This window comes from Ralstonia sp. 1138 (assembly GCF_040544795.1).
GTDB classification, from domain to species: domain Bacteria; phylum Pseudomonadota; class Gammaproteobacteria; order Burkholderiales; family Burkholderiaceae; genus Ralstonia; species Ralstonia flatus.
Window position 1 is genome coordinate 1,262,668 of the sequence record NZ_JBEPKQ010000001.1, and the last position, 26,872, is coordinate 1,289,539.

The 26,872-nt window shown below is 65.0% G+C and carries 27 protein-coding genes; 10 read left to right on the forward strand and 17 right to left on the reverse strand.

Annotated features, from left to right (window positions below; genetic code table 11):
• Positions 1-17: 17 nt before the first annotated feature.
• Genes ABIC76_RS05505 through ABIC76_RS05515 form a run of 3 tightly spaced genes read right to left on the reverse strand, consistent with a single transcriptional unit; the run spans position 18 to position 2,836 of the window.
• Entirely contained in the window at positions 18-1,253 is a 1,236-nt protein-coding gene (locus tag ABIC76_RS05505) for an L-dopachrome tautomerase-related protein (RefSeq protein ID WP_354533234.1), read from the reverse strand.
• 35 nt (positions 1,254-1,288) lie between these two features.
• Positions 1,289-2,083, reverse strand: coding sequence for an SDR family NAD(P)-dependent oxidoreductase (locus tag ABIC76_RS05510; RefSeq protein WP_354533235.1), 795 nt, complete (start codon positions 2,081-2,083; stop codon positions 1,289-1,291).
• A gap of 42 nt (positions 2,084-2,125) precedes the next feature.
• Positions 2,126-2,836 carry a type 1 glutamine amidotransferase domain-containing protein gene (locus ABIC76_RS05515; protein ID WP_354533236.1) on the reverse strand — a complete coding sequence of 237 codons (711 nt, stop codon included), beginning with the start codon at positions 2,834-2,836 and terminating at the stop codon, positions 2,126-2,128.
• Between the two features lie 101 nt (positions 2,837-2,937).
• Here ABIC76_RS05515 and ABIC76_RS05520 point away from each other — a divergent pair, with 101 nt between their 5' ends.
• Complete coding sequence (locus ABIC76_RS05520) at positions 2,938-3,852, forward strand: LysR family transcriptional regulator (RefSeq protein ID WP_096746320.1); 915 nt, start codon at positions 2,938-2,940, stop codon at positions 3,850-3,852.
• 31 nt (positions 3,853-3,883) lie between these two features.
• Here ABIC76_RS05520 and ABIC76_RS05525 read toward each other — a convergent pair whose 3' ends face one another.
• Complete coding sequence (locus ABIC76_RS05525; protein ID WP_502947839.1) at positions 3,884-4,462, reverse strand: chorismate mutase; 579 nt, start codon at positions 4,460-4,462, stop codon at positions 3,884-3,886.
• 208 nt (positions 4,463-4,670) lie between these two features.
• On the opposite strand from ABIC76_RS05525, the gene ABIC76_RS05530 reads away from it, so the two are divergent.
• Both ABIC76_RS05530 and ABIC76_RS05535 read left to right on the forward strand, forming a co-directional pair.
• Positions 4,671-5,021: a hypothetical protein gene (locus tag ABIC76_RS05530; RefSeq protein ID WP_027679755.1), complete on the forward strand. Its 351-nt coding sequence runs from the start codon at positions 4,671-4,673 to the stop codon at positions 5,019-5,021.
• Between the two features lie 70 nt (positions 5,022-5,091).
• A complete protein-coding gene (locus ABIC76_RS05535) occupies positions 5,092-5,418 on the forward strand; it encodes a hypothetical protein (RefSeq protein ID WP_354533237.1) in 327 nt (108 codons plus the stop codon).
• 64 nt (positions 5,419-5,482) lie between these two features.
• On the opposite strand, the gene ABIC76_RS05540 is transcribed toward ABIC76_RS05535, so the two are convergent.
• Positions 5,483-6,100, reverse strand: coding sequence for an HAD hydrolase-like protein (locus ABIC76_RS05540; RefSeq protein WP_354533238.1), 618 nt, complete (start codon positions 6,098-6,100; stop codon positions 5,483-5,485).
• A gap of 151 nt (positions 6,101-6,251) precedes the next feature.
• Here ABIC76_RS05540 and ABIC76_RS05545 point away from each other — a divergent pair, with 151 nt between their 5' ends.
• From ABIC76_RS05545 to ABIC76_RS05565, 5 genes are all read left to right on the forward strand, one after another.
• Positions 6,252-6,812, forward strand: a complete 561-nt coding sequence (locus tag ABIC76_RS05545) for a dihydrofolate reductase family protein (protein WP_354533239.1) — start codon at positions 6,252-6,254, stop codon at positions 6,810-6,812.
• A gap of 199 nt (positions 6,813-7,011) precedes the next feature.
• Complete coding sequence (gene treA, locus ABIC76_RS05550) at positions 7,012-8,625, forward strand: alpha,alpha-trehalase TreA (protein ID WP_354533240.1); 1,614 nt, start codon at positions 7,012-7,014, stop codon at positions 8,623-8,625.
• A 35-nt stretch (positions 8,626-8,660) separates the two neighbouring features.
• Positions 8,661-8,924, forward strand: coding sequence for a DUF2164 domain-containing protein (locus ABIC76_RS05555; protein WP_102065536.1), 264 nt, complete (start codon positions 8,661-8,663; stop codon positions 8,922-8,924).
• Positions 8,925-8,969: 45 nt separating this feature from the next.
• On the forward strand, positions 8,970-9,365 hold the full coding sequence (locus tag ABIC76_RS05560) for a 2OG-Fe(II) oxygenase (RefSeq protein ID WP_354533241.1): 396 nt from the start codon (positions 8,970-8,972) through the stop codon (positions 9,363-9,365).
• Entirely contained in the window at positions 9,362-10,051 is a 690-nt protein-coding gene (locus ABIC76_RS05565; RefSeq protein WP_354533242.1) for a Crp/Fnr family transcriptional regulator, read from the forward strand. The genes ABIC76_RS05560 and ABIC76_RS05565 overlap by 4 nt, the downstream gene beginning before the upstream one ends.
• On the opposite strand, the gene ABIC76_RS05570 is transcribed toward ABIC76_RS05565, so the two are convergent.
• The 3 genes from ABIC76_RS05570 to ABIC76_RS05580 form a co-directional block, all read right to left on the reverse strand.
• Positions 10,048-11,061, reverse strand: coding sequence for a 2-dehydropantoate 2-reductase (locus tag ABIC76_RS05570; RefSeq protein ID WP_354533243.1), 1,014 nt, complete (start codon positions 11,059-11,061; stop codon positions 10,048-10,050). The two genes, ABIC76_RS05565 and ABIC76_RS05570, sit on opposite strands and share 4 nt — an antisense overlap.
• Before the next feature lie 27 nt (positions 11,062-11,088).
• Entirely contained in the window at positions 11,089-12,714 is a 1,626-nt protein-coding gene (locus tag ABIC76_RS05575) for an alkaline phosphatase D family protein (protein ID WP_354533244.1), read from the reverse strand.
• 238 nt (positions 12,715-12,952) lie between these two features.
• Positions 12,953-14,371, reverse strand: coding sequence for a discoidin domain-containing protein (locus ABIC76_RS05580; protein ID WP_354533245.1), 1,419 nt, complete (start codon positions 14,369-14,371; stop codon positions 12,953-12,955).
• Between the two features lie 942 nt (positions 14,372-15,313).
• Here ABIC76_RS05580 and ABIC76_RS05585 point away from each other — a divergent pair.
• Entirely contained in the window at positions 15,314-16,066 is a 753-nt protein-coding gene (locus tag ABIC76_RS05585; RefSeq protein WP_354533246.1) for an autoinducer binding domain-containing protein, read from the forward strand.
• 16 nt (positions 16,067-16,082) lie between these two features.
• Here the strand turns inward: ABIC76_RS05585 and ABIC76_RS05590 are convergent, their stop codons facing one another.
• On the reverse strand, positions 16,083-17,867 hold the full coding sequence (locus ABIC76_RS05590) for a phosphodiesterase (RefSeq protein ID WP_354533247.1): 1,785 nt from the start codon (positions 17,865-17,867) through the stop codon (positions 16,083-16,085).
• A 257-nt stretch (positions 17,868-18,124) separates the two neighbouring features.
• On the opposite strand from ABIC76_RS05590, the gene ABIC76_RS05595 reads away from it, so the two are divergent.
• The gene (locus tag ABIC76_RS05595; protein WP_354533248.1) at positions 18,125-19,153 is read left to right on the forward strand and encodes a MerR family transcriptional regulator; all 1,029 of its coding nucleotides are present in this window, start codon (positions 18,125-18,127) and stop codon (positions 19,151-19,153) included.
• 99 nt (positions 19,154-19,252) lie between these two features.
• Here the strand turns inward: ABIC76_RS05595 and ABIC76_RS05600 are convergent, their stop codons facing one another.
• The 8 genes from ABIC76_RS05600 to urtA form a co-directional block, all read right to left on the reverse strand.
• On the reverse strand, positions 19,253-19,552 hold the full coding sequence (locus ABIC76_RS05600) for an FmdB family zinc ribbon protein (RefSeq protein ID WP_092970957.1): 300 nt from the start codon (positions 19,550-19,552) through the stop codon (positions 19,253-19,255).
• 66 nt (positions 19,553-19,618) lie between these two features.
• Positions 19,619-20,800 (reverse strand): formamidase, encoded by a 1,182-nt coding sequence (gene fmdA / locus ABIC76_RS05605; RefSeq protein ID WP_027679769.1) that lies wholly within the window; start codon positions 20,798-20,800, stop codon positions 19,619-19,621.
• Between the two features lie 26 nt (positions 20,801-20,826).
• The gene (locus tag ABIC76_RS05610; protein ID WP_092970959.1) at positions 20,827-21,849 is read right to left on the reverse strand and encodes an aliphatic amidase; all 1,023 of its coding nucleotides are present in this window, start codon (positions 21,847-21,849) and stop codon (positions 20,827-20,829) included.
• Between the two features lie 25 nt (positions 21,850-21,874).
• A complete protein-coding gene (gene urtE, locus ABIC76_RS05615; protein ID WP_027679771.1) occupies positions 21,875-22,564 on the reverse strand; it encodes an urea ABC transporter ATP-binding subunit UrtE in 690 nt (229 codons plus the stop codon).
• Between the two features lie 15 nt (positions 22,565-22,579).
• Complete coding sequence (gene urtD / locus ABIC76_RS05620; protein WP_027679772.1) at positions 22,580-23,341, reverse strand: urea ABC transporter ATP-binding protein UrtD; 762 nt, start codon at positions 23,339-23,341, stop codon at positions 22,580-22,582.
• A 14-nt stretch (positions 23,342-23,355) separates the two neighbouring features.
• Positions 23,356-24,492, reverse strand: a complete 1,137-nt coding sequence (gene urtC, locus ABIC76_RS05625; RefSeq protein ID WP_354533249.1) for an urea ABC transporter permease subunit UrtC — start codon at positions 24,490-24,492, stop codon at positions 23,356-23,358.
• 10 nt (positions 24,493-24,502) lie between these two features.
• Entirely contained in the window at positions 24,503-25,420 is a 918-nt protein-coding gene (gene urtB, locus ABIC76_RS05630; protein ID WP_027679773.1) for an urea ABC transporter permease subunit UrtB, read from the reverse strand.
• An 87-nt stretch (positions 25,421-25,507) separates the two neighbouring features.
• The gene (gene urtA, locus ABIC76_RS05635) at positions 25,508-26,743 is read right to left on the reverse strand and encodes an urea ABC transporter substrate-binding protein (RefSeq protein ID WP_027679774.1); all 1,236 of its coding nucleotides are present in this window, start codon (positions 26,741-26,743) and stop codon (positions 25,508-25,510) included.
• Positions 26,744-26,872: the final 129 nt, after the last annotated feature.

Here is a 26,872-nt window from a genome sequence, read left to right on the forward strand (position 1 = left end):
CGCGGCCTGCTGACGACCTACTTTGACATGCCGCCCTGGCCGGAAGGGCGTAACGGCAGACGCCAGAGGTCGTAACGCTCTTCGCCGGCCTTGACCATGCCCGCAAAATGCAGGTTCAGGCGGCTGGCAGTCACCACCAGAGCACCGTCAGGAGCGATCGTCGGCGTATCGGGCCAGGAGACGCCTTCATCGGTCGCTATCGCTGCCATCGTCCTCGTGGCAGGGTCGTACCGCACGATGCCGTTGCGTGTGACGTCGGTGATGTACAGCCGGCCGTCGTCGCTGGTGACAATGCCATCCGTGTTGCCGCCTACGTCGCCAAGGTCTTGCACGGCGGCGGCGACCTCCGCGCGATTGGCCTTCGGGTTGCGAAGCACGTGTGTGGCAATCGCATGCGCGTGCCGGCCCGTGGTGACCGTCCAATACAGCGTGCGGGCATCGGGCGAGAGCGCGATGCCGTTGATGCCCAGGACCAGCGGCTTGCCCGGCCAGACTTCCGTGCCGTGCGACATGACCGTGGCGCCCGGTTCGGGCATCAGGCTCGGATGCCGATCCAGCAGGCGGCGCGCATGGCCCGATGTGAAATCCACGACGATCAGCGCCGCCTGGTTGGCGGGTGCACTGCGCAGGCCGCTGTCCGACACGTAGGCGACCTTGCGGGCTTCATCGACGACGATGTCATTGAGGAAGCTCGCCTTGCGGTCTGCCACGGCATCGAGGCCGATACGCTTGACCAGGCGGCCGGTGTCGAGGGCATACACCATGATCTTCTGCGCGCCTGCGGGGGCTTCGTTCTCGCCGGCCACGAAGCCCTGGTCCAGCGCCCACAGCCAGCCGTTGCGCCGATCGATGTAGAAGCCGAGCACGTTGCGAAGGTGCTGGTCCGGCGCACCGGCCACGGCATTGCCCTCGGTGGACGGAAACGCCGTCAGCCGTGCCGGCCCCGAGGCGGTGCGGGTGTCCAGCACGCTCAACGTGGCCGGCGCATCCGCAGACACCAGCCGTGGCGTGCTGACAAACGCGCGTCCTTGCGCGTCGAAGTGGATGCCTGCAATCGGTGCGTTGACCGAGCCTGCATCGGCTGCGGCGTTGCCCTCGTCGTCGGCAGCGGCCCAGGTCACGCCCGTATAGCTGCGCCAGCGTTCAAGCGATGCACGCTCGGCCGCCTGCGCGGGCTGCACCGCCGCGGCGGCCGTGCTGCAGGCGACCGCTGCCAGCAGCGCGGCAGCCAGGGTGAGGCGATAGCGATTCATATTCGATATCCAGGAATGGGTGGGCGCGGGGGCGTTCAAAGAATCGAGCGGAAGCTGCCGCCTTCTACGCGCACCGCCGCACCGTTGGAGGCCGCGCCCAAGGGGCTCGCAAGCAACGCCACCATGGCCGCCACTTCATCTGCCTCGATCATCCGGGCGATCAATGAACTGGGGCGGTACGTCTGGAAGAAATGCGCCTCGATCTGTGCGTCGGTCATGGCGGGGCGCGGCGCGGTCTGGCGCAGGTACTCGACGATGCCGTCCGAGCGGGTCGCCGCAGGCAGCACGCTGTTGACCGTGACGCCGGTGCCCTTCGTCAATTCGGCCATGCCGCGCGACACCGCCAGCTGCGCAGACTTGGTCACGCCGTAGTGCACCATGTCCGGCGGCGTGAATGCGCCGACCTCGGTGGAGATGAAGATCACCCGTCCCCAGTTCCGTTCCAGCATGCCGGCAAAGTAATGGCGCGACAGGCGCACGCCTGACATGACGTTGATCTCGAACATCTGGCGCCAGTCTTCGTCGCTGATTTCTGCGAAGGCCTTGGCTTCGTACATGCCCAGGTTGTTCACCAGAATGTCTGCGTCCGGCTGCGCTTGTATGACCGCGGCGGCGCCCTCAGCCGTGCTCAAGTCGGCGATGACTGGCGTGAGCTGGGCGCCCGGCACGGCGGCAACGATGTCCGCGATGGCGGTATCCAGCTTGTCGCGGTTGCGGCCGGTCATGGTGACGGCCACGCCTTCATTGGCCAGGGTGCGGGCGATTGCCAAGCCGATACCGGCCGTGGCCCCCGTCACGATGGCGGTTTTTCCCTTCAACTGCAGATCCATCTCTTGTTTTCCTTGTGAGTGAGTGCGCTGTGGCGCGTGGTGTCATTGCTGGCCGTGCGGGCGAAGCAGGAGGTCGCGCATGGCCGCACCCACGCCCGCGGCGGACTGCGGGTTCTGGCCGGTGACGAGGCGCCCGTCCACGACAACGTTGGCCGTCCAGTCCGGCGCGGGGTGGTGCGTTGCGCCGCGCTGCACCAGCGTGCTGGCGAGCAGGAAGGGCACCACGTGGTCGAGTTGAACCGCGCGCTCTTCGTGGTTGGTAAAGGCGCTGACGTTCTTGCCTGCCACGAGGTAGGCACCGTCGCCGAGCTTGACGTTGACGAGTGCCGCGGGGCCGTGGCAGACGGCACCCACCACACCGCCCGCCTCGTAAATTGCCCGCGTGACGCGCGACACGGCGGGGCTGTCCGGGAAGTCCCACATCGCCCCATGGCCGCCGGCAAAGAAGATGGCCGAATACCTGCTCGGCTCGACGTCGCCCAGGCGCCGGGTCTGGCGGACGGCGCTGCGGAAGGCCGTGTCGTTCCAGTAGCGGACGTTGACGGGATCGTTCAGGTCGAGGCCGTCCACCGGCGGCTCGCCGCCCTCGATCGAAGCGAACTCCACGGCAATGCCGGCGTCCTGGAGTTCCGCCAGCGGGTGCGTGACTTCGCCCAGGTAATAGCCGGTCGGCTCGCCCGTGCTCCCCTTGGTTCCGTGGCTGGTGAGCACGAAGAGGACGGGCCGGATGGCGGGGTGAGTGTGCATGTGCATGGTCTGACTCCTGGCTTGCATGGGTTGGACCACACTGTATTGCTGACCCACATGGCGATAAACTGCCGGCACTGACAATCATTTGTTCTTCAAGAGACAAAATGGGCCGGAAGTTTGATTACCTGGGCGATGTCGAAGCGTTCCTGGCGGTCGCCGAACACGGGTCGTTTACGGCGGGAGCGGTGGCGCTGTCGACCACGCCGTCGGTGCTGAGCCGTGCCGTCACCCGGCTCGAGGCGCGCCTCGGCAACCAGCTGCTGCGCCGGACCACGCGCCGCATCGGGCTGACCGATGCGGGCAGGCAGTATCTGGAGCAGGCACGCGCCGCCTTTACGCTGCTCGACGAGGCCGAGCGCGAGGCCCAGGGGGAGGAGGGCGAACTCAAGGGCCGTGTGCGGCTGAGCGTGCCGACCACGTACGGGCACTATCGCCTGCCGCCGTTGCTGGCCCGGTTTGCCCAGAAGCACCCCCGCGTCCGTGTCGAACTGAACATCACGAACCGAAATGTCGACCTCGTTGCCGAGGGGTTTGACCTGGCCATCCGGCTAGGCCATCTGCCCGACAGCGGGTTGGTAGCGCGCAAGCTGGAAGATGCGGCGTTGTGCCTGGTGGCTTCGCCGGGTTACCTGCGGCGCTCAGGCTGGCCCCAAAGCCTGGATGCGCTCCAGCAACACGTCTGTCTGCCGTTCGTGATGCCGAGTACCGGCCGCATCGCGCCGTGGGTGTTCAAGGATGGGGGGCAGGATGTCGAATGGCTGCCGCCCTCCACGCTTCAGGTTTCAGGCGACGTGTTGGGCGTCGTGTCGCTGGCGGCGCAGGGCGTGGGCATCTGCCAGAGCTACGACTTCATCGTCCGCCAGCAGCTCGAGCAGGGCAGCCTGGTTGAACTGCTGCCGGCGCTACGTGGGCGGACACGTCCCTTCTCGGTCGTCTACGCGCCGCATCGCAGGCAATCCGCTGCGACACGTGCGCTGATCGATCTGCTGACATCGGGCGACCCGCATCGCGGCGCCTGAATGGATGCGCGACGGACGCCGGCGCGCGGGCTCACTGCTTGACGCACAGCCGCGCGGTCGCACGATCCAATGCAATGCGATGCAGGCTGTCGAGCGACTTCTCATACGCGACACGGCCGATTTCATTCGCCACCTGCACGGGGCAATCGGCTTGGCTGCGCGCCGCGGCGGCACCGCGCAACGCTTGCAGGATGGATTTCTGCAGTGCGTCCAGCTTGGGCCGGATCACATCCGGCAGGCTCTGCCGCTGCGCGGTGGGCGCGGCACCGGCCCGTCGCCAGTCGTTCAGAAGGGCGTACTGGACTTCCTTGTTCGCCTCGATCTGGTCTGTGAAGACATCGCTCACGTCGGCTGCGGCCAGGCCGTAGGCCGGCGCCTCCGCCGAGACATTGGCGATGACCTTGGCTTCGCGCGCCGGGTCGTAGACGGACTGGCCGCTGTCCCATTTGCTCAGCGCGACCTGGTCGGCGGTGACGAGGCGATCGGCGAGATGGCGCAGCAACGGCGCGAAGGCGCTGTCCTGCGCGTGAACCGGAGCGACGCAGCTTGCCGCCAGCAGCAGGCCGCAAGCGATTCGGGGTGTCATCAACGTGTTAAAGGCGTTCTTCATGCTGGGTAGCGGTCGATTGCCGCGCGTCTCGGGACGGGGAGCGGCCATCATACCGAAGCGCGAAGTGTGCGGCGTGCGCAGCGTTGTTCCGATGCCCGCCGCTAGGCCATTTGCACGTGCCGTCTGCCATAAACCCAGGTATCATGCGGGCTACGCGCCGTTTTTGTCTGCAAAGCCTGCGGCGGCGCGGCTAGCTGAGCATACGACGATGGATTTCTACCCCGATCTGGAAGGTTTGCCGCTGTTCGCCAAACCCGCTTTCGGCTGGGAGGAACCCGTGTCGGCATCGACAGCCGAAACGCCCCCCGCCAAACCCCGCCGCCTGCGCCGATGGCGCGGCCCGATCACGCATTGGGAACGCGGCTACCGCTCCCATTACTACCGTGACAAGCGCGGCAAGAAGCTCGGTGAAATCCACCTGAGCCCACGCGGTCAGGCACCGTTGCTTTACCGCTGGCTGGCCGGCACGCTGTCGGGCATCGAGGGGTCGCTCACGCACGCGCGCATGCGGGTGGAGGAAGCGATCGGGTTCGGGATGCGCCAGATGGCCCTGTTCTGAGCCAAAAGCCTGGCGCATCGCCAGGCACGGCCGATGCGTCAATTTTGGGTTCACCACGAGGAGAACCCCCATGCCGACTATCGTCCGCATCTTCACAGACCATGCCGCTGCCGAGGCAGCCCGCCAAGCCGTGTTGAACACCGGCCTCACGCTGGAGCGCGTCGCGCTGTCGCACCAGGGTGACGAGGCAGGTGCCTTGTGCGGCAACTTCCTCTGCGGCGACTACGAGCCCGGCGGCGAAAACGCCGAGACCTACGAGCGCAAATTCCAGAACGTCGTGATCGGCGGGCGTTTCCTGCTGACCATCGACGCCGAGCCTTCGGAGGTGGATGCCGCCGAAGCAGCGCTGCACTCCACCGGCGGGCGCTCCGTCGACGACTTGGGCCCGCAGCGCTGAGGGCGGGGCGGCGGCGCCGGAGTGCAGCGATCGCACGGGACTGCCGCGAGCGCTGCGGCCGCTGCTACAAGGCCAGCAAATCCTCCGGCCGGCCGAGTAGCGGCGCCCCGGCGTGTCGCTGCAACGCGTCTGGCGCCGTGTATCCCCAGGCCACTCCCCGGAACGCAATGCCTGCGGCGCGCGCTGCATCGGCGTCGCGCATTTCGTCACCCACATACAGCACGTCTTCCGGGCGCACGCGCGTCGAGGCCGTGAGCGCCGCCAGCTTGCGCGCCTTGCCGAATACCGAGATGCCGCAGCTGTAGTGGTGGACCCACCGTGTTGCCGGGCCCAGCACGGCCCGCACGTTGTCCTCGGCATTGGATGTGGCGATGGCCAGACGCACACCACGCCCTGCGAGTGCTTCCAGCGTTTCGGCAACGCCGTCGAACAGCTGGGTTTGAGCGATACGCTCGCGCATCTGCTGGCGCATCTCGAGGGTGATGGCGGGGGCCTTCCACACCGGCACATTCAGCAGGCGCATGACGTCGCGCGCCGATGCTCCGCGCGCCTGCGCCAGCCGGGCACCTTCGAGCCGGTGGAATCCGTGTTTCGTCGCTGCCGCATTCAGTGCATCAACGAACGCGTCGAAGGAGTCGGCCAGTGTGCCGTCAAAGTCGAAGGCGATGAGTCGGTAGGGCATCCGTGTCGGTGTGAGAAAAGGCGGGCGCCGATTGTAGCGGCCAAGCATGCGCTTGTGCGACGGCGTCCGTTGCACCTCAGCCGATCTAAAACTTGCGCGCTGCCGATCCCGTAGCATTGCGTTCCCTCAAACAACAACGAGAGCGCATGCCATGTCCAAGACCCAGTACTACGCCGCCACCACCCTGGACGGCTTCATCGCCACGACGGATCACTCGCTCGATTGGCTGATGCAGTTTGGCTCGCTGGAAGGCACAAGCTACGACAGCTTCATTCGCGACGTCGGCGCGCTGGCGATGGGTGCGTCCACCTACGAATGGCTGCTGCGCGAACTGGCCAAACCCGGCCCGGCCGGCGAAGCCCAGCCATGGCCTTACGTTCAGCCTGCGTGGGTCTTCACATCGCGCACGCTGCCGGCGGTGCCAGGTGCGGACATCCGCTTCGTGCGGGGCGACGTGCAGCCCGTGCATCGCGACATGCTGGCCGCAGCCGCCGGGCGCAATCTCTGGATCGTGGGTGGCGGTGAACTCGCCGGCAGGTTTCTCGATGCGGGGCTGCTGGACGAACTGATCGTGCAGGTGATGCCCGTCACGCTGGGCACGGGCCTGCCGCTGTTGCCGCGCCGCATCGTGCAGCCTGCGCTCAAGCTCACTTCCGCCGTGCCCTACAAGAACACGTTCGTCGAGATGCGCTACGAGGTCGTGCGCGGCTAGCGCGGTCTGGCGCCGCACGGTCGAATGGGTGACCGAAGTATCGCGGCGCCTCAGCAAGTTGCTTGCCCGCAGAGCTTGATATGGCGCCATTTCTAGCGCTTCCGTACGCGGCCGCTTTGCGCAAAAGCTGTCGATTTGACAACGCTGTCGGCGTCTCCTTTTCTGGACTGGCTTTCCGTCAACCAGGCAGGAGACGACGATGCATCGACAGGCTCACTTTTTGATCCGGCGCCGTGTGGCGAACGTTGCCGCATGGCTGGCGTTCGGTTTGGCGGCCTCGTCCGCGTTGGCCGATGTGGGCGTGGGCGCCGCGCTGCCGCCGTCGCCCGACAAGCTCTACGGCGACTTGTTCGTGGCGGTGCAGACCGCGCAGGTGTATCCGGACCAGAAGACGTTTGTCGATGCGGTGCCCAAGGCCGCGCCCGCGGTCATCCTGCAGGCGTATCAGGCGCAGAAGAACGTGCCGGGCTTCTCGCTCAAGGCGTTTGTCGACCAGTACTTCACGCCGCCGGTCGATACGCCCGTGACGCCACCCGCGGGGCAGTCCTTGCGCGCGCATATCAACTGGCTGTGGCCCGCGCTCACGCGCACAACGACCACCGCGCCCGACAACAGCTCGCTCATTCCCCTCCCCAAGCCGTACGTGGTGCCCGGCGGCCGCTTCCGCGAGGGCTATTACTGGGATACCTACTTCACCATGCTCGGCCTGCAGGAGGCCGGCCGAGAAGACCTGGTCGACAACATGCTCGACAACTTCGCCTATGCCATCGACCAGTTCGGCCACATCCCGAACGGCAATCGCACGTACTACCTGAGCCGTTCGCAGCCGCCGTTCTTTGCGTTGATGGTGGAGCTGGCTGCGCAGAAGGAGGGCGACGCGGCGCTCAAGCGCTACCTGCCGCAACTGCGCAAGGAGTATGCGTACTGGATGCGCGGCGCGGCCACCACGCCTGGCGGACAGGCGAGCAGCAACGTCGTCGTCATGCGCGACGGCACTGTGCTCAACCGCTACTGGGACGACCAGGACACCCCGCGCCCCGAGTCCTATCTGCAAGACGTGACCACCGCGCAGCAAACACCCGCACGCCCCGCCAACCAGATCTGGCGCGACCTGCGCGCGGCCGCCGAAAGCGGCTGGGATTTCAGCTCGCGCTGGTTTGGCGATAACGCCACGCTGGGCACCATCCGCACGACGTCGATCGTGCCGGTGGATCTGAACAGCCTGATGTTCCAGCTTGAGAAGACGATCGCGCGTGGCTGTACAGCAGCGCGCGATTTCGCGTGCACGGTCGAATACTCCGTGCGCGCCGGAAAACGCGCCGTCGCCATCGAGCGCTACCTGTGGCACCCCGCCGGCTACTACGCCGATTACGACTGGCAGCTCGGCCGCGTGCGCGACAACAAGTCCGCCGCGATGACGTATCCGCTGTTTGTGGGTGCCGCGCGCCCCGACCGCGCGTGGAAGACATTGCAATGGACGCAGCAGGCGCTGCTGCAGGTGGGCGGGTTGTCGACCACCACCTTCAAGACCGGCCAGCAGTGGGATGCGCCGAACGGCTGGGCGCCGCTGCAATGGATCGCGTTGCGCGGCGCGCAGCGATACGGCTGGCAGCCGCTTGCCCAGGCGATCGGCGAGCGCTTTCTCGGCAGCGTCGAGCAGCTCTATGCCAGCCAGCAGAAGCTCGTCGAGAAATACATCGTCGATGGAACGGGTACCGGCGGTGGCGGCGGTGAGTATCCGTTGCAGGACGGCTTCGGCTGGACGAACGGCGTCACCCTCAAGCTGCTGGATGCGTATGGCCGCGGGCAGTAAGCTGGTGGCCTTGTCCGCCACCGCGAGCCCTGTGCATGCCCATCGAACTTGACCGCGACGTCCGCGAAGAGGCCGTCCAATCCATCCAGCGCTACTTCACCGAGCAGTTGGACGAGCGCATCGGCAACATCCAGGCCGGTGCGCTGCTCGGTTTCTTTCTTGAAGAGATCGGCCCCGCGGTCTACAACCTCGCCGTGCAGGAGGTGCAGGAACGTCTGCAGACGCGCGTGGCCGAGCTGGACTACGAGTGCCACCAGGAGCCGTTCGGGTACTGGAAGAAATTCGACAAGCGCCGATAGTTCCCGGCTACCATGCCCGGATTCCATTCCGGTCGCGTCGTTTCCATGTCTTCCTTGCGCGCATTCTTCAGCACCGCCTTTCGCTGGCAGCGCGGCCGCCAGGGCACGGGCTACGACAAGATGCTGCTGGCCACCGCGCCGTGGCCCATCCCGTTCGACAGCTACCTGATCCGCTATCCGGACGGTTCGGAAATTCCACCGCATACCGACCCCGTCACCAACGGCCGGCACTATCGGCTGAACATCGTGCTGAAGTCGCCACGCGCGGGCGGCGAGTTTGTCTGCGCGAAGCCGATCTTCCAGACACGGCGCATCAAGCTGTTCCGCCCCGACGCGTGTGAGCACAGCGTGACGCGCGTGGTGGGCGGCAGCCGGTATGTGTTGTCGGTGGGTTGGGTGTTAGGGCGCCGAGGCTCAGTGCGGGAAACCAAATCGCGATGAACGCATTTGCCGCCAACCCCTGGTTCCGGAGCCTCCCTCCGCACGCTGCCGACGCGTTGCTCGAAGCGACGGTGCCGGTGCGCATCGGCGCGGGAGCATTTCTCTTTCGCCAAGGCGATCCGATGGACGCCGGTTCGCATGCGTTCTTTGGCGTGGCGAGCGGTGCGCTCAAGCTTTCCGTCTTCAATGCCGAGGGCGACGAGGCGATCCTCACGTTGGTGGAGCCGGGGAACTGGTTTGGCGGGGTGTCGACGCTCGATCAGCAACCGCGCGGGCATTGCGCAATCGCGCTCGAAGATTCGGACGTGCTGGCCGTGAGCGTGGCGCAATTTGAAGCACTGATGCGCGATGCCGCATTTGCCGGCGCAATCGCTCGGCTGGTGGCGACGCGCTTGCGGCTGGCGTATGGCTCGCTGGCGAGTGCGGCGTTGCATGGTACGCGGGCGCGCGTGGCGCGGCGTATCGCTTCACTCGCGCACGGCGATGTGTCGCAATCGGCAGAGGGGCGCGCGAGCATCTCGACCTCGCAAGACGCGTTGGCGATGATGCTCGGCATCAGCCGGCAGACGCTCAGCAAGGAGCTGCAGGCGCTGGTGAAGCTCGGTGCGATCCGCCTGCGCTATGGCCACATCGAGATTCAGGACATGGCGCAGTTGCTGGCTGCAAGCGAAGCCGGCACCGACTAACCTGCGGCCCGCAACTCTGCCAGGAGATCGTCGCCCGACCAGCTCGGGCGTGTAGCGACGGATTCGGCGGTATGCACCAGCGCACACAGTTGCGCATTCACCGGCGCGCGTTGCCCGAGGCGCTCTGCCAAACGCACCACTTCGCCGTTGATCCAGTCGACTTCGGTCATGCGCCCGGCGGCCAGATCGTCGGACATGGATGAACGCGCGAGCGGATCCATGGCGAGCATCTTGCCGGCCAGCCGCGCAAACACGGCATCGGGCGTGGCGAGCAGGCGTGGAATCCAAGCGGGCGGTATCGGCGTCAGCTTGGCAGGCCGGATGCCCGCGCGCGCCAGCAGCCGGAGTGCTTCCGTTTGTGCCAGCGCCAGGCAGCGCCGGTACGCACGCTGCGACAGCTCTTCCTTCAGCGGCCGGTTGGCCAGCGCGTTGATGGCGTTGTTCAGGTTGAGCAGCAGCTTGGCCCATTGCACGGCTGCCATGTCGGTGCGTTCCGTGAGCGGCAGACCCGCGCGGCGGAAGTCATCGAGAAACGGTTGCAGCGCGGGGGATGCCGCCACTTCCAATTCACCGGCCGTGCCCTGATGAAAGGCGCCGGGGCCAGGCTGCATCACGTTGAAGGGCACCATGCCGGCCAGCACGGTCTGCTGCGGCAGCGCGGCGCGCAGGATATCGGCATTGCGCAGACCGTTCTGAAAGCTGATGACGATAGCGCCCGCGCGCAGCACGGGCTTCAGTTCATCGGCGACGGATTGCGTGGCAGCGGATTTGACGGTCACCAGCACGAGATCGGCATCGGCGGCGGCAGTGGGCTCGGTTGTGTAGCGCACATCGGCTGCCGGCACCTGCCAGCGGCCGTCGCGGTAGTCCGTCAGGGTGAGGCCATGCGCGCTCAGTTCGTTGCCGATGCGTGCGCGGCCCACGAGCGCAACATCGGCACCGGCCGCCAGCAGACGGCCACCCACGTAACAGCCGATCGAGCCGGCCCCCACGATGCAGATCTTCGCCATGCGTCTCCTTGTTGTTGTGCTGGCGCGTCACGCCAGGCGCGGCACCTCGTACACCAGGGCCGGCTGCAGCGTATCGATGGCGTCCACCGGCTCGGGCGGGCGCCACATGAACAGCGAGAACGTCATCTTCTCGGGCGTCACGTCGATGATGGTAAAGCCGTTTTTCTCTGTTGGGCGCAACGCTTCGTGCATGGCGACCGACAACGCAGGCGTGGTTTCGATGCTGCGGAATGCCGAAGGGAAGGCGAGGTCGCCGGTGCCGAGCGTGCCGGTCATGACCGTGTGCACGGGCTGTGCGAAGGCGAGGTCTGCGGAGCGCGACATCGACCCGGCTGCCGATGCATGGAAGTCGCCCTGCACGATGACGGCCGCGCGCTGTTTCTGCTGGGCAAGCGCAGCCACCAGGCGCTGGTGCTGTGCATGCCAGCCGCTCTGCCAGCCAGCTTTAGGCTCGTTGGCGACGAGGCGGCCGGTCTTCCTGTCGAGCAGGTCCGGATACCAGTCGCCCAGCTTGCCGGACGAATACGCAAACGGCAGGGAAGGTACGTGGAAGAAGTGCGCGGTGTCCTCAGCACGGGTGCGCGCGACGAGCCAGTCTTCCACCCATTGCGGGACCACGCGTGCGTGCACGCCCTTGTTGTCGAGAAAGCGCCGGCAGTCGTACAGCACAGCTTCGAGCAACGCGCCGTAGCGTAGCGTGCCGAAGGCGCTGTTGGTGTCGCTGGGCATGCCGGCCTTGTCGCCACCGGGCAGCCACACGGGGCGGTTGGCGTCGGGCAGGAACTCCGGGTAGTAGCGCCGCTGTGTCAGCTCTGCCCCCACTAGGCCGTAAGGCTCCGGCGGCAAGGTGGCGACCTTGTCGTCGAACTCGTCGTTCTCGAAGGTGTCGTGGTCATCGGTCAGGAAATACGCGGGCGTGGAGCGCAGCGTGGTGCCGTACAGGCCGCTGATCTGGTAGTCGCACACGCGCGTGAAGATGGCTTCGTTCTTCGGGTGCGACATCGGTACCGACGTGTCGAGCGCGCCACCAAACTTCGCCCACATCAGTTCGCGCACCTGGCGTGCGAACGGCTTGTTCTGCGAGGTCTGCAGATCCCAGTAGATGTGGTCGCCATTGGCGATGACGGTGTCGGGCGCAAACGACATGCCGCGCGCCAGCAGGCGGCGGCGTGCGTTCATGTCGAGCCATGCGGTCTTGCCGGCCAAGGGCGGGCCGTCATAACCGCCGGCGCAGGTATAGGCGAGGATGCGCAGTCGCGCGGGCGTCGCATCCGGTGCCGGAAAGGTGCGCAGCGGCCAGGCGTCGGCCAGCGGCTTGCCGGCCGCATCGACAATGCGCAGCGTGTATTGCGTGGCAGGCTGCAGACCGCGCACGTCGAAGCGCCAGAAGCGGCCGGCGGCATCGGTCTGCTCGCCGGCGACGCGCTTGCCGTTGACCACCAGCCACGGCGCACGCGCAAGCGGTGCCTGAAACGACGCCTTGATGAGAAAGCGGTTGTGGCTGGCTGCAGGGATCAGGTGCGCGAGCTGGCCGGCATGCCAGTTGGCGTCGGCGGCATGCGCGGCGGCCTGTGCGTTTTCCGGCAGGGTTACGCCCAGCGCGCCCAGGCCAGCGACGGCGGTGCCCAGCGTCAGGAAATCGCGCCGGCTCATGCCGTGCGGGGGACTGTTCGGTGGTGTGCGGGAGGGCATCGTCATCCTCTGGCGTGGTGCGGAGACGCCATCGTGCCGAGCCGTGCCCAGGCTGAATGTTCAGCTTTTGACAATCTAGGGGTAGGTCCCGATGCGTGCCGGTCATCGACCGCGTGACCAATGACAAACGCCCCGATGGCCGAAGCCATCGGGGCGTTGTCATGTCAGGCGATGCTGATGCTGATGCGGATACCGCGGCTTAGTAGCCCCACACCTGCATTTCGTCCAGCGAGTAGCCCCACTGCGTGGCTCGCTGCGTGCCGTACATGCGCACATAGCGGCCGCTGCCCTTGAGGTTCGCCAGCGATGCATGGCCCCACGAAGCACCGCTCGACGTCGAGTAGATGTTCGTCCACGTCACGCCATCGTTCGAGGTCTGGATGTAGTACACCTTGGCGCCTGCATCCCAGTACAGGTCGACGCCGGTGATGGTGCGGGTCGAGCCCAGATCGACCATCAGCCATTGCGCGCCGGCCACGCCTTCCACCGAATCCCAGCGCGTGTTGGTCGTATTGCCGTCGAACGCGTAGGCCGGGCCCAGGCTGGCGCTGTAGCTGGACGACGCGCTGGCCGGCTTGCCCTGCGAGAGCAGCGTCACCGCCTGCGCAGCGGCCGTCGGCGTGCCGGCGTAGTAGTTGGAACCAAGCTTCGCCTTGGTCGTGTCGGAGTTCACACCAAACTGCGACAGGCTCCAGCGCTGGCCCGTGCTCGCGTCGCCCAGGTAGAGCTGGTAGCCGCCGGCGCTCGTCGACGAGAAGAACACGTAGTTCGTGTTGTTCACGGGCGACGGATCGGAGTTGTTGCTGTTGCAGTCGTTGAGCGTGAGCTGGTTGGGCGTGTCGCTCGGATTGACCTTGGTGTAGATCTGGTCGGCCTGGCTCGTGGCGTCGTGCCAGCGGGCGTAGAAGACGGTGCCGTCGGCGCGCACGATCGGGTAGTACGTTGCCAGGCCCGCCGGCGTGTCGAACGCCACCTTGGTGGTGCTGCCCACGGTCTGCTTGTACAGGCCCATGCCCGAGCCGGTGCCGGTGGTGTAGAAGACCGCCGTGCCGTCCGGCGTTGCATACGGCATGGAGTTTTCCAGCGTCGGTGCCGTGCGCGTCAGGTTCACCGTGGAAGTGAAGACCGGGCCCGAGCTGGTGTACGACAGCGCGGCCTGGATGACATCGCCGTTCTGCTTGAAGAGCAGCGATTTGCCGTCGGTGCTGAACTTCGGGTCTTCGTTGCGCGTCTGGCCGGTGCTGTTGGTCAGGTTGATCGGCATGCTGGTCGAGCCGACTTGCCAGAAGAACACGTTCCACGCGTTGTTGGTGATGCCCATGAAGGCGATCCACTTGCCGTCGGGGCTGAACACGGCGTTCATCGGGTCCTTGATGCCCCAGGCCGCCTTCGACACCTGTTGCAGCGTGCGGGCAGAAAAGTCGTAGATGAAGATCTGGCTCGTGCCGTCGCCGTAGCTGACGTAGCTGTGATACGCGAGCTTGCCGGTCAGGCTGGCCGGGAAGGTGGTGTTGGATTGCGTGGGCGGATTGGCAACGCAGTTGGCCTGGGCGCCGGCGGAGAACAAGCCGAGTGCGGCCGTGGCGACAAGGCCAAGAGACATCAGAGTGGAGCGCATGAAACGGGACTTCCTAAACAAGTGGGTCAGTGGGGCGGGGCAACCGCCGCATTAAGTCCGCGTCACTTTTCTGAATTTGGGCAAAGCTCCGCCAATTCCGGAGAAACCGGATTTGAAAAAGCGCCACAAACCGGGGGAGTGACGAGGATGGAGACGCGCCAAAAAACCCTGTTGCTTCGTACCGTCGTGTTTCTTGTCGGGGTCTCGACTACATCGAGAGGGCGAGTCGCGGACCAGACTGTAAGGGTTTCGCTGACACTGTGAAACCCCAATAAGAAAGCCGTTCTTGCCCTAATTCTTTGCCGTGGGGGCAAATCGGCACACGTGCGTGTAAATCTGACACGTCAATTTTTCCGGACGTTGATTAGCCTGCACGTACATCGTCGTTATTGTTATTTTTACTGCGGCGTTTTGCCGCATGACGGCGGTGCAATCCTTGCTGGCTGTCGCGTTCTCGCACCACGCCAATGTGGCGTCGGCGCATGCTTTGCGGCGTATTCGGCACTGCGTTCCCTGCATGCGTGCGGAGGCGCACCTCTCGAAGAAGACCGCGCCATGATGGACGCCGATCATACGAATTCCGCCTACGTAGCTCTGTAAGAAAAGACACCTCGCCGTAGAAGAATTGCAATGATGGCCGCAGGCATGCCGCGCATAGGCGGAATATTTAAATACTGGTTGAGTATTTGCGTAAAGCAGATTGGATTATCAATTTATTTATTTCTGTGTTTCGGCATTCCGGTATTCGAGAAACTCTACTAATTGCCTTCACCATGCGCGGCATGCAATTCGTTTCGGATTATGTATAGTTCGAGCACGCCAACGATGGCCCTCAGCAAAACGCAAGACTGATCAGGCTTTCCATCCCTTTGGAAATCAGGAGAGCTGCTGAGCGGGAGGAGTCGGCATGGCGACTCAGCGTGTGTTCTGGAGGCCGATGGGATGGGCGCTCACAACCAATTGCCGCATGACCACGCGACATCCTGGCGTGCGGCGTTGCTGCGCGAGTTGAACGCCTTGCGCGATGCCGATGCGGTATTCCGCTGCCTGCAACCGGCCGTGGCGCTGCTCGGTTTCGACTATTACGCTTACGCCCTGCGCGGTGCGCTCCCGATTACGCGCTTTAACACCATCACGTGGAGCACGTATCCGGAGCCGTGGCGCGAGCACTATCGCGCGCGTGGCTATGCCGCCATCGACCCCGTGCTGCAGCACGGGCAGCGCTGCGTCAAGCCAATGCTGTGGTCCAGCATCGCCAGCGCGGATGCGCCGTTCTGGACCGACGCGCGCCAGCACGGGCTCAATCATGGGTGGTCACACACCATCCGCGATCACATCGGCATCTTCGGTACCTTCAGCCTGGTGCGTCGCGCCGGGCCCATCACCGAAGACGAACTGGCTGCCTGCGAGCCCGAAATGATCTGGCTGAGCCAGCGCGCACACGCGAGCATCAGCGTGCTGATGGCCAACAAGGTCTTGCCGGATGCCGCCACACGCCTGAAAGACGTCGAGCGCCAGATGCTGCATTGGACGGCCGAAGGCAAGACGGTGGCGGAAGTTGCGGCCATCCTGGAGATGACCGAGCGCAACGTGAACTTTCACCTCCGCAACGCCATCACCAAGCTCAACGCCGCCAACAAGACGCATGCCGTAGTGAAGGCTGCGTTGCTCGGGCTGATCCCGGCGATGCTGTAGCGCGGGCCCGGCGGTGTCAGGCCATGACCCGCATGGAAGGGCTTGGGCGCATGGCTTCCAGATAGAAACCGTTGTCGCTTTGCTTGGCGCGCCGTTTGGCGAGGGCCGCGGCTGTGCCGATGTCGTCGCTGTTGTGGGCCGCGCCCGGGTGCACATGCAGAGCGCCAACCGCCATCGTCACGAAGCGGAAGAAGGCCGGCAGGCCCTTGCGGTCTTCAGCATGGATGCCGCCCGCCGCGCGGTCAGCGGGCGTGTACATGGCGAGTGCGTTGGCATTGAACGCGGCCATTGCCTGCGTGATGCGCGCCTGCCAGTCGGCGCTCTGGAACAGGATCAGGAAATCGTCGCCGCCCACATGGCCGAGAAAATCGCGCGTGGGCTCGCAGGCGGTGGCCAATACGGCAGCGGCCATCTTCAGCATCTCGTCGCCTTGCCAATAGCCGTACTGGTCGTTGAAGGGCTTGAAGTGGTTCAGGTCCACATAGCAGGCATAGAACTCTGCGTGCGCTTCCAGCAAACGTTCAATGTGCAGGTTCAGCGGAATGTTGCCCGGCAGGAATGTGAGCGGATTGGCATAGCGGGCGGCCTCGATGCGGATTTCGGTCACGGTGCGCACCAGCTCCTCGCCCGTGCCCAGGCCCAGGTAGCGGCCGTGCTCCGTGATGATGAAACCGTCGGTCAGGTAGCGCTGGTCGTCGCTCATCAGCAGCGCCGACATGTCTTCCAGCGAGGCGGATTTCTCTACCAGCACCGGCTGCCGGTTCGCAAACGCCAATGCCGGTTTCTTGCCGTACAGCTCGCGGTGATACGGCATCGCATAGCGGTCGATGAATGCACGGCGCGCGATGAGCGCGAGCGGGCGTTCGTCTTCGTCGAGCAGCGCCACGGCGTGCAGATCGGGGTGGCGGTTGAACAGGTGCAGTACGTCGTCGTTGCTGCTGCGCAAGGGCAGCGTGGGGGCGACGCGCAGCAGCTTGCTGGCCGTGATGGCGCGCCAGCCCACGCGCACGGCCTGCGGAAACACCGCAATCTGCGAAGACTGCAGAACGCGCGCCGCCTGGCTCGACATGTCGCTCGCGGGCTTGTCCTGCGGGCGCGCAAGAAAGAACCCCTGGCCAAAACGGATGCCCAGGTCGCGCACCACGCCCAGTTCGTCTTCTGTTTCCAGCCCTTCGGCAATGATGCTGGTGGCGCCGCCCTTGAGCGTCTGTTGCAGCGTGCGCGCCATGTCCAGCTTGGCCGGATGCTTGGCAATGTCACGCAGGAAATACTTGTCGAGCTTGATGAAGTCGGGCGTGAGTTCGATCAGCAGGTTCAGATTGGCATTGCCGGTGCCGAAATCGTCCAGCGCGCATTGCAGCCCAAAGTCGCGTGCCACCGACAGGGCGTCGGCAAAGCTGGCCAGGTCGTCGATGGGCGTCTGCTCGGTCAGCTCGATGACAATGCGCGACGGATGCAGGTCGTGGTCGGCAATCGCATGCAGCAGGCGGGCGTGATCCTGCAGCAACTGGCGCACGCCTTGCGCGCTGAAGTTGAGGAACAGCTTGCCCGGCAGGCGCAGGGCCGAGAAATTGGCAATGGCCAGACGCGCGGCAGTGGTCTCCAGGGCGATCGTGCCTGCCGTGTCCGAGGCTGCGGCAAACAGTGCCGCTGGCGACTCCATGGCCGAGCCCACCGGCCCGCGCAGCAGCGCTTCATAGCCGAGCACCTCGGTGGTCGAGAGGCGGAAGATCGGTTGGAACACCGTGCGCAGCATCTCGGGCGCAATGCCCGCGGGCAAGGGAAGCGGTGAGAAAGTCATGACGTTGGCGGCAGACGCAAGATCGGACATTCCGCTAAACGACCCGCTGAACACAGAGTTGAATGAACTTTTTGTGACGCACGCAGCGGTGCGGGTTCGCGGGGCATGTTCCCCACCACAGAGGGGGCGTGGTTCAGAATGCAGGATGCGCCTGCGTCTTCATGGGGCGCTGCCTATTGCCGTCCATTCACGCCGTGCTTGACCCTCACATTGTGTGAGGTCCTAGCCTGTGTCCAAGCCAGAAGACAGGAGCCACCATGTTGTTGAAAGTGGGCGATCTCGCCAAACGCTGCGGCCTCTCGGTGCGCATGCTGCATCACTACGACACCATCGGCCTGCTCACGCCTTCGGCCCGCTCCGACAGCGGTTACCGGCTGTACGACAAGGCTGACGTCGCCCGTCTGCACAAGATCCAGGCGTTGCGGCGCTTTGGCATGTCGCTGGCCGATGTCGGGGCTTTCCTGGCCAATCCGGACATCCCCTTCACCACGATCGTGGAACGGCAGATCGCGATGCTCGATCAGCAGATCACGCAGGCCAGCGTGCTGCGCGATCGGCTGTCGCGGCTGCACGGCCAGCTCGTGCGCGAGGAGGAGCCCGAATTGACCGAGTGGCTCACAACCTTGGAATGGATGACCATGTACGACAAATATCTCTCGCAGGAAGAACGTGCCCGCGCCGAACGCATGGATGCCGATACGGCGCGTCATGAGCGATGGGCGGTGCTGGTGTCGACCGTGCAGGACGCGATGACGCGCCAGGTGGCCTCACGCAGCAGCGAGGCGCAGGCCCTCGCCAGGCAATGGATGGCGCTGCTCGCACAGGACGCGGCGCTCGACCCGATCCTCTCGGCCAAGCTGCACAAAATGCACATCAACGAACCGGCGTTGCAGGAGCGCACCGGCATCAGCCTGGAGATGCTCGACTTCATCATGGAGGCGGCCAACGAAAGCAAGCTGGCGATCTATGCGAAGTATCTGTCGGCGCAAGAGCTGCAGTTCATGCGCGAGAACTTCGGCAAGCGTGCCAACGAGTGGCCGACCTTGGTCGCAGAGGTGCGGCAGCATCTGGCCAAGGGCACGCCGGCGCATGCGCCCGCCATGCAGCAGCTCGCGCGCCATTGGATCGAGTTGTTCCGCTCGTATGTGGGAGACGATCCGCAGACGCAGGCGAAGGTGCGCCTGGCGATGGAGCGGGAGCCCGAACTATCCGCCAGCCCGTGGATGGGCCCGGACCTGATCGCCTATGTGCGTGAGGCGATGGAGGGTTTGAAGGCCGCAGCGTAAGCCCGGCTCGCGCGACCCGGGGCGTCTGCCGGTCACGCAAGCGCCTTGGTGCGCGTTGTTGTGCGTGCAACAGACCACCTCAGGCGCCAGCGTCTGGGCTCACACGCCGCAGATCGAACAGTGCTTTCCGCCGCAGACATGGAGGACGCTGTTGCGGCGGCCGGAGCCACCCGCGCTGCCCGGCCCCGTAATCGGTTTGCCCGCCAACTGCTCATGCAGCGAACTGGGTTGCCAGCGTGAAACTGACTTCAATGCAACGCGCCCACCGGTCGGCATTGGCGCGGCGGGCGTGTCTTCGTCGCAATAGGGGCAGGGTGTGGGCGCGTGCAGTTTCGCAGCCGGAATCAGCCGTTCGAAAATGCCGTCGCAAGCGGTACAGCGGATGTCGTATAGCGGCATGCATGCCTCCGTTACCGCGCCGGCCGCAGCGGTGCCGCCATGGCCGGCGCGTATTGGTCATCAACGTCAAGCGGGCTTGCGGCCCCAGTGCGACTTGTCGTTCAGCATGCCCTTGGGGGTGATGTCCTGATCGAAGATCGCCGTGGGGATCGACACCGTGCACGCGCAGTTCGGGATGTCGACAATGCCGCCAATGCGGCCCTCCACCGGCGCGGCCGTCAGCAGCATGTAGGCCTGGCTGGCGGTGAAGCCGAAGTGCGTGAGGTAGTCGATGGCCTTCAGGCACGCCTGCCGATACGCGACGGTGGCATCCAGGTAGTAGTTGGTGCCGTTTTCCACGCTGATGCCCTCGAAGGTCAGCCACTGGTCGTAGCGCGGCTTGACGGGGCTGGGCATGAAGATCGGCGCGCTCAGGTTGTACTTCGCCATGCCGCCCTTGATGAGGTCGAACCCGACGCGCGTGGCGCCGTCCATTTCGATCGCGCCGCAGAAGCCGATTTCGCCGTCGCCCTGGGAGAAATGCAGGTCGCCCATCGAGAAGCCGGCGCCCTTGACGTACACCGGGAAGAAGATGCGGGTGCCGATCGACAGATCCTTGATGTCGGTGTTGCCCCCGTGCTCGCGTGGCGGCACCGTGCGCGCGGCCTCGCCTGCCATGCGATCGAATTCCGCGCCGGACACGCCGCGCAGCACGGCGGTGCGCGGGTCGGGCGGCTGGGCCAGGCCCTTGGCGGCCAGCGGTGCTTCACGGCGGTTCCATTCATCCAGCAGTTCGCGGGAGGGCAGGCAGCCCATCAGCCCCGGGTGCGTGAGGCCGGCCAGCCGGACGCCGGGAATATGGCGTGACGTGGCATAGACGCCTTTCAAGTCCCAGATGGCCTTGTCGGCATCGGGAAAATAATCTGCCAGGAAGCCGCCGCCGTTGGATTTCGCGAACACGCCCGAAAAGCCGATCGGTGTGACGGGCTTGATGTCGAGCAGGTCCACCACGAGCAGGTCGCCGGGCTCCGCGCCTTCAATGTAGAAGGGCCCTGTGAGCGGATGTGCGCGCGTCAGGTCGACATTGCGCACATCGTCGACCTTGTCGTCGTCACGGATCTGCGCGTCGAGAAAATCCAGCGATTCGATGATGATCTCTTCGCCGGGCTTGACCTTGGAAAGGAACGGGATGTCCGGATGCCAGCGGTTGTGGCCGAGTTCGGCCTGCTCTGCCAGCGGCTTGCCGGGCTGAATCTTGAAATGCTGCATGGTGGTTTCTCCTCAGGGAAGTGGCGTCAGGCGTGGGGGATGCCATCGATGGGGCATTCGGGCGTGCCGGCGGTGCGGCGGGTGAGGGCCTCGACCTGGGCGCGCGCGGCGGCCGGATCGTTCACCCAGGTCTTGTAGAAATCGAAGGGGCAGGCGGCCACGCCTTCCGGTGCTTCTCCGGAGTTGATGGTGCCGGTGTAGCCGCGGTGCAGCAGCTTATAAAGATGGTTTTGCGATTGCAGGTGCTTGCGCGCATCGCGGATCAGCCCGACCGACAGCTCGGCGTACTGGATGCCCATCTCTTCGGTGCCGCATTCGCCCAGCGTGCGGCCGTCGAATCCGACGATGGCCGAATGCCCGAAGTACGAATACACGCCGTCGAAGCCGGCCGCGTTGGCGACCGCCACGTAGACGTTGTTCATCCACGCCATGGCCTTGGACACCATCACCTGCTGCTCCTTGGCTGGGTACATGTATCCCTGGCAGCGGACGATCAGTTCGGCGCCCTTCATCGCGCAGTCGCGCCAGATCTCGGGGTAGTTGCCGTCGTCGCAGATGATCAGGCTGATCTTCAGGCCCTTGGGGCCTTCCGATACGTAGGTGCACCCGCCGGGGTACCACCCCTCGATGGGGCACCACGGCATGATCTTGCGGTACTTCTGCACGATTTCACCCTGGTCGTTCATCAGGATGAGCGTGTTGTAGGGCGCCTTGTTGGGGTGGTCTTCATGACGCTCGCCGGTGAGCGAGAACACGCCCCACACCTTCGCCTCGCGGCATGCCGCGGCAAAAATGGCGGTCTCGTCGCCGGGGATGGTGGCCGCGGTCTCGTACATTTCCGCAGCGTCGTACATGATCCCGTGCGTGGAGTATTCGGGAAACACCACGAGGTCCAGCCCCGGCAGACCTTGCTTCATGCCGACCAGCATCCGGCCGATGTTGCGCGCGTTCTCCAGCACCTCGGCGCGCGTGTGCAGGCGCGGCATCTTGTAGTTGACGACGGCCACGCCAACGCAGTCCTGGCTGCTTGAAATGTCCCCGTGACGCATGCTTGCTCCTATGGTGTGAGGTGAGTCAAACCGAGAGGTATCGGCTGATGGTGGCGGCATCGACCTTGTCGCGCGTTTCTTCGTAGACGAAGCGCCCTTTGTCGATGACGAGAAAGCGGTCGGCGATATCGAGGGTGAAGCTGAGCACCTGTTCCGACACGACGATGGTGAGCTGGCGGAGCTTGCGGATCTCCTTCAGCGCCCGTGCGATGTCCTTGATGATCGATGGCTGGATGCCCTCGGTTGGCTCGTCCAGCAGCAAGACCTTCGGGTTGGTGGCCAGTGCACGGGCAATGGCGAGCTGCTGTTGCTGGCCGCCCGACAGGTTCCCGCTCTTGCGCCCGCGCATGTCGTACAGCACGGGGAACAGCGCATACAGTTCGTCCGGCACGCGCCCGCCCGCAGAGGCCGGCAGGCCGGTCTGGATGTTCTCCAGCACGGTCATGCTCGAGAACATCATGCGACCCTGCGGCACGTAAGCGATGCCGCGCGCCACGCGCTGGAACGAGGGCAGGGCCGTCAGTTCCTGGCCATCGATCGACACGCTGCCCGAGCGCGTCGGAAGAATGCCCATCAGGGTCTTGAACAGCGTGGTCTTGCCCATGCCGTTGCGGCCCATCACGGCCACGATCTCCTGCGGCGCCACCTGCAGGTTCAGGGCATGGAGCACCTGGCTCTGGCCGTATCCGGAAACGAGGTCGGTCACGTTGAACATGTGCGGCTCCGGGGCTCAATGGCCCAGATAGACTTCAATGACTTTCGGGTCGGCCTGCACCGCATCCATGCTGCCTTCGGCCAGCACCTTGCCCTGGTGCAGCACGGTCACGCGGTGGGCGATGCTCTTGACGAACTCCATGTCGTGCTCGATGACGAGCACCGAGCGCCCCTGGCTGATGCGGCCGAGCAGCTCCGCTGTCTTCTCGCGTTCCGACACGCTCATGCCGGCCACGGGTTCATCGAGCATCACGAGTTCGGGCTCCTGCATGAGCAGCATGCCGATTTCAAGCCACTGCTTTTGCCCGTGCGAGAGCAGGTCCGCCTGCTGGTGCAGCAGCTCGTGAAGGAAGATGTCGCGGGCCACGGCTTCCACGCGTTCCACCACGTCGGGCGTGCGGCGGAACGCGAGTGCGCCGAGCACCTTGCGCCCGCGCGGGAACGACATCTCCAGGTTCTCGAACACCGTCAGGTTTTCGTAGATGGAGGGCGTCTGGAACTTGCGGCCGACGCCCGAGCGCACGATGTCGTGCTCGCGCATCTTTGTCAGCTCCAGGTTGTTGAAGCGGATGCTGCCGGAGGTGGCGCGCGTCTTTCCGCAGATCAGGTCCAGCACCGTGGTCTTGCCCGCGCCGTTGGGGCCGATCACCACGCGCACTTCGTTGCGGTCGACATACAGGTTCAGGCTGTCCACCGCCTTGAAGCCATCGAACGACACCGTCAGGTCTTCGATCGCCAGCACGGGCTTGGGCATTTCCACGCCGATCGGTTGGGTCATGGTGGTCTCCGGGTTTAGCCTTGTGCGGTGGCGCCGGGCGCCGGTTTTGCCGCCGCGCGGCGGCCTTGCAGCAGCCGTGCGATCCATCTGCGGCCGTGGCTGTCGTACAGGCCGGCCAGGCCGTTGGGGAAGTACATGACCACGGCGATGAACAGGCCGCCCATCAGGAACAGCCACAGCTGCGGGAAGGACTCGGAGAAATACGTCTTGCCGAAATTGACGAGCAGCGTGCCGTACACCGCGCCCAGCAGCGAGAGGCGTCCGCCCACCGCGGCGTAGATCACCATCTCGATCGACGGCACAATGCCGACGAACGACGGCGACATGAAACCCACCTGCAGCGTGAACATCGCCCCGCCGATGGCCGACATGGCCGCCGCCACGCAGAACACGAACACCTTGAAGCTGGCGACGTCGTAACCGGAGAAGCGCACGCGCTCTTCCTTGTCGCGCATCGCCATCAGCAGGCGGCCGAGTTTGGAGCGCAGGATGAAGCGGCCGAGCACGATGCAGCCCACCAGCAGGCCGGCGGTGACGAAGTACAGGATCAGCTTGGCGGAGTCGGTGCGGATGTCCCAGCCGAGCAGCGTCTTCAGGTCGGTGATGCCGTTGACGCCGCCCGTCCAGCCCTGCTGCCCGATGATGAGGATCGACAGGATCGCCGCGATGGCCTGCGTGACGATGGAGAAATACACATCGCCCACGCGCCGCTTGAACATGGCGATGCCGATCAGCAACGCAAGCAGCGTGGGCACCAGCACCACTGCAACCACCGCGAAGCCGAAGTGGCGGAACGGCTCCCAGAACAACGGCAGGGCGGTCAACTGGTTCCAATCCATGAAGTCGGGAATGCCGGGCGTCGACTGGATCTTGGTGCTGACCGGGTCGGAGGCTTCCAGCTTGAGGAACATCGCCATGCAATAGCCGCCGAGCCCGAAGAACACGCCCTGGCCGAGGCTCAGGATGCCGCCGTAGCCCCAGCACAGCACCAGGCCCACGGCCACGAAGGCGTAGCTGAGGTACTTGCCGATCAGGTTCAGGCGGAACACGTCAAACGCCAGCGGCATGACGACGAAGATGACGGCGCAGAGGACGGCCAGGCCGAGCCAATCGCGCCTGCGCTCTAGCCATGAATGAAGCGTGGGGTTCATGTCGGACTCCTTATTTGCGGACCTTGACCGAGAACAGCCCCTGGGGCCGCATCATCAGGATCAGGATCACGGCCGAGAGCGTCAGCACCTTCGCCATCGAGCCTGTGAGGAAGAACTCGGTGGTCGATTGCGTCTGGGCGATGGTGAAAGCCGACGCGATGGTGCCCAGCAGGCTTTGCGCGCCGCCGAACACCACCACCAGGAAGGTGTCCACGATGTACAGCGACCCCGAAGTCGGGCCGGTCGAACCGATGGTGGTAAATGCGGCGCCCGCCACCCCCGCCACGCCGCAACCCAGTGCGAAGGTCATGCGGTCGACGCGCCGCGTGTCGATGCCGACCGCACCGCTCATCACGCGGTTCTGCACCGTGGCACGCACCTGCAGGCCCCAGCGCGAGCGGAACAGCAGCAGGAACAGCGCACCGGTCAGCAGCGTGGTCAGCGCCATCACGAAGAGGCCGTTGATGGGGATATCGATGCCGCCGCCGGGCGAGAACGATCCCATCAGCCAGTCGGGCAGCGCGGGGCTGACTTCCTTGGCGCCGAAGATGGAGCGGAACGCCTGCTGCATGGCCAGGCTCAGGCCCCAGGTGGCGAGCAGTGTGTCGAGCGGGCGGTTGTAAAGCCGCGAGATCATCAACCGCTCGACTGCGTAACCGATGGCCGCTGCCAGGACGAACGACAGCACCACGGCCGCGAAGAAGTAGTAAGGCTGCAGTGCCGGCGCGTAGCTGGCGGTAAGCGTCGACAGCAGGTACGTGGTGTAGGCGCCGATGGTGAGGAACTCGCCATGGGCCATGTTGATCACGCCCATCTGCCCAAAGATGATGGCCAGGCCCAGTGCCATCAGCAGCAGCACGCAGAAGAACGACAGGCCGTTGAAGCCCTGCATGGCGAAGATCGCCCCGAATTCCGACAACGAGGTCATGGCGGCTCCACGAAGACGATGGATGCGGTGGGAAGCGGTCCGTCCGGCTTGCAAACCCTGCTACGGCCGGACCGCGTCTGCGGCGGGTTACTGGTAACCCTTCGGGAACGGATTCGGTTCGATCAGACCGGACTCGTAGACCACCTTGAACTGGCCATCCGTCTGCACTTGCCCGATGCGCGTCTTGCTCCACAGGTGGTGGTTGGCGTGCACCTTCACGTAGCCTTCCGGCGCGGTGTTCAGCTCGATGCCGGGCGAGGCCGCGACCACCTTGTCGACGTCAAAACTGCCGGCCTTTTCCACCGCCGCCTTCCACAGCCACGGGCCGAGGTAAGCCGCCTGCGTGACGTCGCCGATGACGGCCTTGGCGCCGTACTTGGCCTTGAAGGCCTCGACGAATTTCTTGTTGTTGGGGTTGTCCAGGCTCTGGAAGTACTTCATGGAGGCGTAGAAGCCGGCCATGTTCTCGCCGCCGATACCGAGCAGTTCATCCTCCGTGACGGACAGCGTCAGCAGTGTCTGCTTGTCGGCGGTCACGCCCGCTGCCTTCATCTGCTTGTAGAAGGCCACGTTGGAGCCGCCCACCACGGCAGCGAAAATCACGTCGGGCTTCTTCAGCTTCATCTTGTTGATCAGCGAGCCGAACTGCGTGTTGCCCAGCGGGTAGTACTCCTCGCCGACCACCTCGCCGTGCAGCACGTTTTCGATGTGCTTGCGCGCGATCTTCATCGACGTGCGCGGCCAGATGTAGTCGGAGCCGACCAGGTAGAACGTCTTGGCCTTCTTCTCCTTGGCCACCCAATCCAGCCCGGCCAGGATCTGCTGCGTGGCTTCCTGCCCGGTGTAGATCACGTTCTTGGATTGTTCGAGGCCCTCGTAGAACGTGGGGTAGTACAGCAGGCCGTTGTCTTTCTCGAACACCGGCAGCACGGCCTTGCGCGAGGCCGAAGTCCAGCAGCCGAACACGGTGGCGACACGGTCAGCTTCGAGCAGCTTCTTCGCCTTCTCGGCAAAGGTCGGCCAGTCCGACGCGCCGTCCTCCTGGATGATCTTGATCTTGCGGCCCAGGACGCCGCCCGCGGCGTTGATCTGGTCGATGGCCAGGCGCTCTGCCTGGATCGACCCGGTCTCGCTGATCGCCATGGTGCCGGTGGCCGAATGCAGTTGGCCCACGGTGACCTCGGTGTCGGTCACGGCAAGCTTGGTGGCATTGACCTTGGCGGTCGGGTACGACTGCGCGAGCGCGGCGAGCGGCGCTGCCAGCAGAGGCGTGACGGCAAGACACAAGGCGAGGCGCCGAAGGCGCGAGGGGTGGCGTGACATCGTGGTTTCTCCCGGTTGCGGATGGTGATCGTTGTGAACAGGCATGGAGGCAAGCCTAGGCGGGGGCCCCGATTGCCGGAATACGTCAACCGACGTACAGCGCAGCCGCATTGCACGGCGCAGCCATCT

Bases quoted from the DNA above. Each gene is read 5' to 3' on its own strand.
- ABIC76_RS05540 (WP_354533238.1), bottom strand. From the start codon at position 6,100: ATGCCCTACCGACTCATCGCCTTCGACTTTGACGGCACACTGGCCGAC.
- fmdA (WP_027679769.1), bottom strand. From the start codon at position 20,800: ATGCAGCATTTCAAGATTCAGCCCGGCAAGCCGCTGGCAGAGCAGGCC.
- ABIC76_RS05565 (WP_354533242.1), top strand. From the start codon at position 9,362: ATGAACGCATTTGCCGCCAACCCCTGGTTCCGGAGCCTCCCTCCGCAC.
- ABIC76_RS05510 (WP_354533235.1), bottom strand. From the start codon at position 2,083: ATGGATCTGCAGTTGAAGGGAAAAACCGCCATCGTGACGGGGGCCACG.
- urtD (WP_027679772.1), bottom strand. From the start codon at position 23,341: ATGACCCAACCGATCGGCGTGGAAATGCCCAAGCCCGTGCTGGCGATC.
- urtA (WP_027679774.1), bottom strand. From the start codon at position 26,743: ATGTCACGCCACCCCTCGCGCCTTCGGCGCCTCGCCTTGTGTCTTGCC.
- ABIC76_RS05525 (WP_502947839.1), bottom strand. From the start codon at position 4,462: ATGAAGAACGCCTTTAACACGTTGATGACACCCCGAATCGCTTGCGGC.
- ABIC76_RS05585 (WP_354533246.1), top strand. From the start codon at position 15,314: ATGGGCGCTCACAACCAATTGCCGCATGACCACGCGACATCCTGGCGT.
- urtE (WP_027679771.1), bottom strand. From the start codon at position 22,564: ATGTTCAACGTGACCGACCTCGTTTCCGGATACGGCCAGAGCCAGGTG.
- ABIC76_RS05545 (WP_354533239.1), top strand. From the start codon at position 6,252: ATGTCCAAGACCCAGTACTACGCCGCCACCACCCTGGACGGCTTCATC.
- ABIC76_RS05570 (WP_354533243.1), bottom strand. From the start codon at position 11,061: ATGGCGAAGATCTGCATCGTGGGGGCCGGCTCGATCGGCTGTTACGTG.
- urtC (WP_354533249.1), bottom strand. From the start codon at position 24,492: ATGAACCCCACGCTTCATTCATGGCTAGAGCGCAGGCGCGATTGGCTC.
- ABIC76_RS05580 (WP_354533245.1), bottom strand. From the start codon at position 14,371: ATGCGCTCCACTCTGATGTCTCTTGGCCTTGTCGCCACGGCCGCACTC.
- ABIC76_RS05505 (WP_354533234.1), bottom strand. From the start codon at position 1,253: ATGAATCGCTATCGCCTCACCCTGGCTGCCGCGCTGCTGGCAGCGGTC.
- ABIC76_RS05555 (WP_102065536.1), top strand. From the start codon at position 8,661: ATGCCCATCGAACTTGACCGCGACGTCCGCGAAGAGGCCGTCCAATCC.
- ABIC76_RS05560 (WP_354533241.1), top strand. From the start codon at position 8,970: ATGTCTTCCTTGCGCGCATTCTTCAGCACCGCCTTTCGCTGGCAGCGC.
- ABIC76_RS05530 (WP_027679755.1), top strand. From the start codon at position 4,671: ATGGATTTCTACCCCGATCTGGAAGGTTTGCCGCTGTTCGCCAAACCC.
- ABIC76_RS05535 (WP_354533237.1), top strand. From the start codon at position 5,092: ATGCCGACTATCGTCCGCATCTTCACAGACCATGCCGCTGCCGAGGCA.
- ABIC76_RS05520 (WP_096746320.1), top strand. From the start codon at position 2,938: ATGGGCCGGAAGTTTGATTACCTGGGCGATGTCGAAGCGTTCCTGGCG.
- ABIC76_RS05595 (WP_354533248.1), top strand. From the start codon at position 18,125: ATGTTGTTGAAAGTGGGCGATCTCGCCAAACGCTGCGGCCTCTCGGTG.
- ABIC76_RS05590 (WP_354533247.1), bottom strand. From the start codon at position 17,867: ATGACTTTCTCACCGCTTCCCTTGCCCGCGGGCATTGCGCCCGAGATG.
- treA (WP_354533240.1), top strand. From the start codon at position 7,012: ATGCATCGACAGGCTCACTTTTTGATCCGGCGCCGTGTGGCGAACGTT.
- ABIC76_RS05610 (WP_092970959.1), bottom strand. From the start codon at position 21,849: ATGCGTCACGGGGACATTTCAAGCAGCCAGGACTGCGTTGGCGTGGCC.
- urtB (WP_027679773.1), bottom strand. From the start codon at position 25,420: ATGACCTCGTTGTCGGAATTCGGGGCGATCTTCGCCATGCAGGGCTTC.
- ABIC76_RS05600 (WP_092970957.1), bottom strand. From the start codon at position 19,552: ATGCCGCTATACGACATCCGCTGTACCGCTTGCGACGGCATTTTCGAA.
- ABIC76_RS05575 (WP_354533244.1), bottom strand. From the start codon at position 12,714: ATGAGCCGGCGCGATTTCCTGACGCTGGGCACCGCCGTCGCTGGCCTG.
- ABIC76_RS05515 (WP_354533236.1), bottom strand. From the start codon at position 2,836: ATGCACATGCACACTCACCCCGCCATCCGGCCCGTCCTCTTCGTGCTC.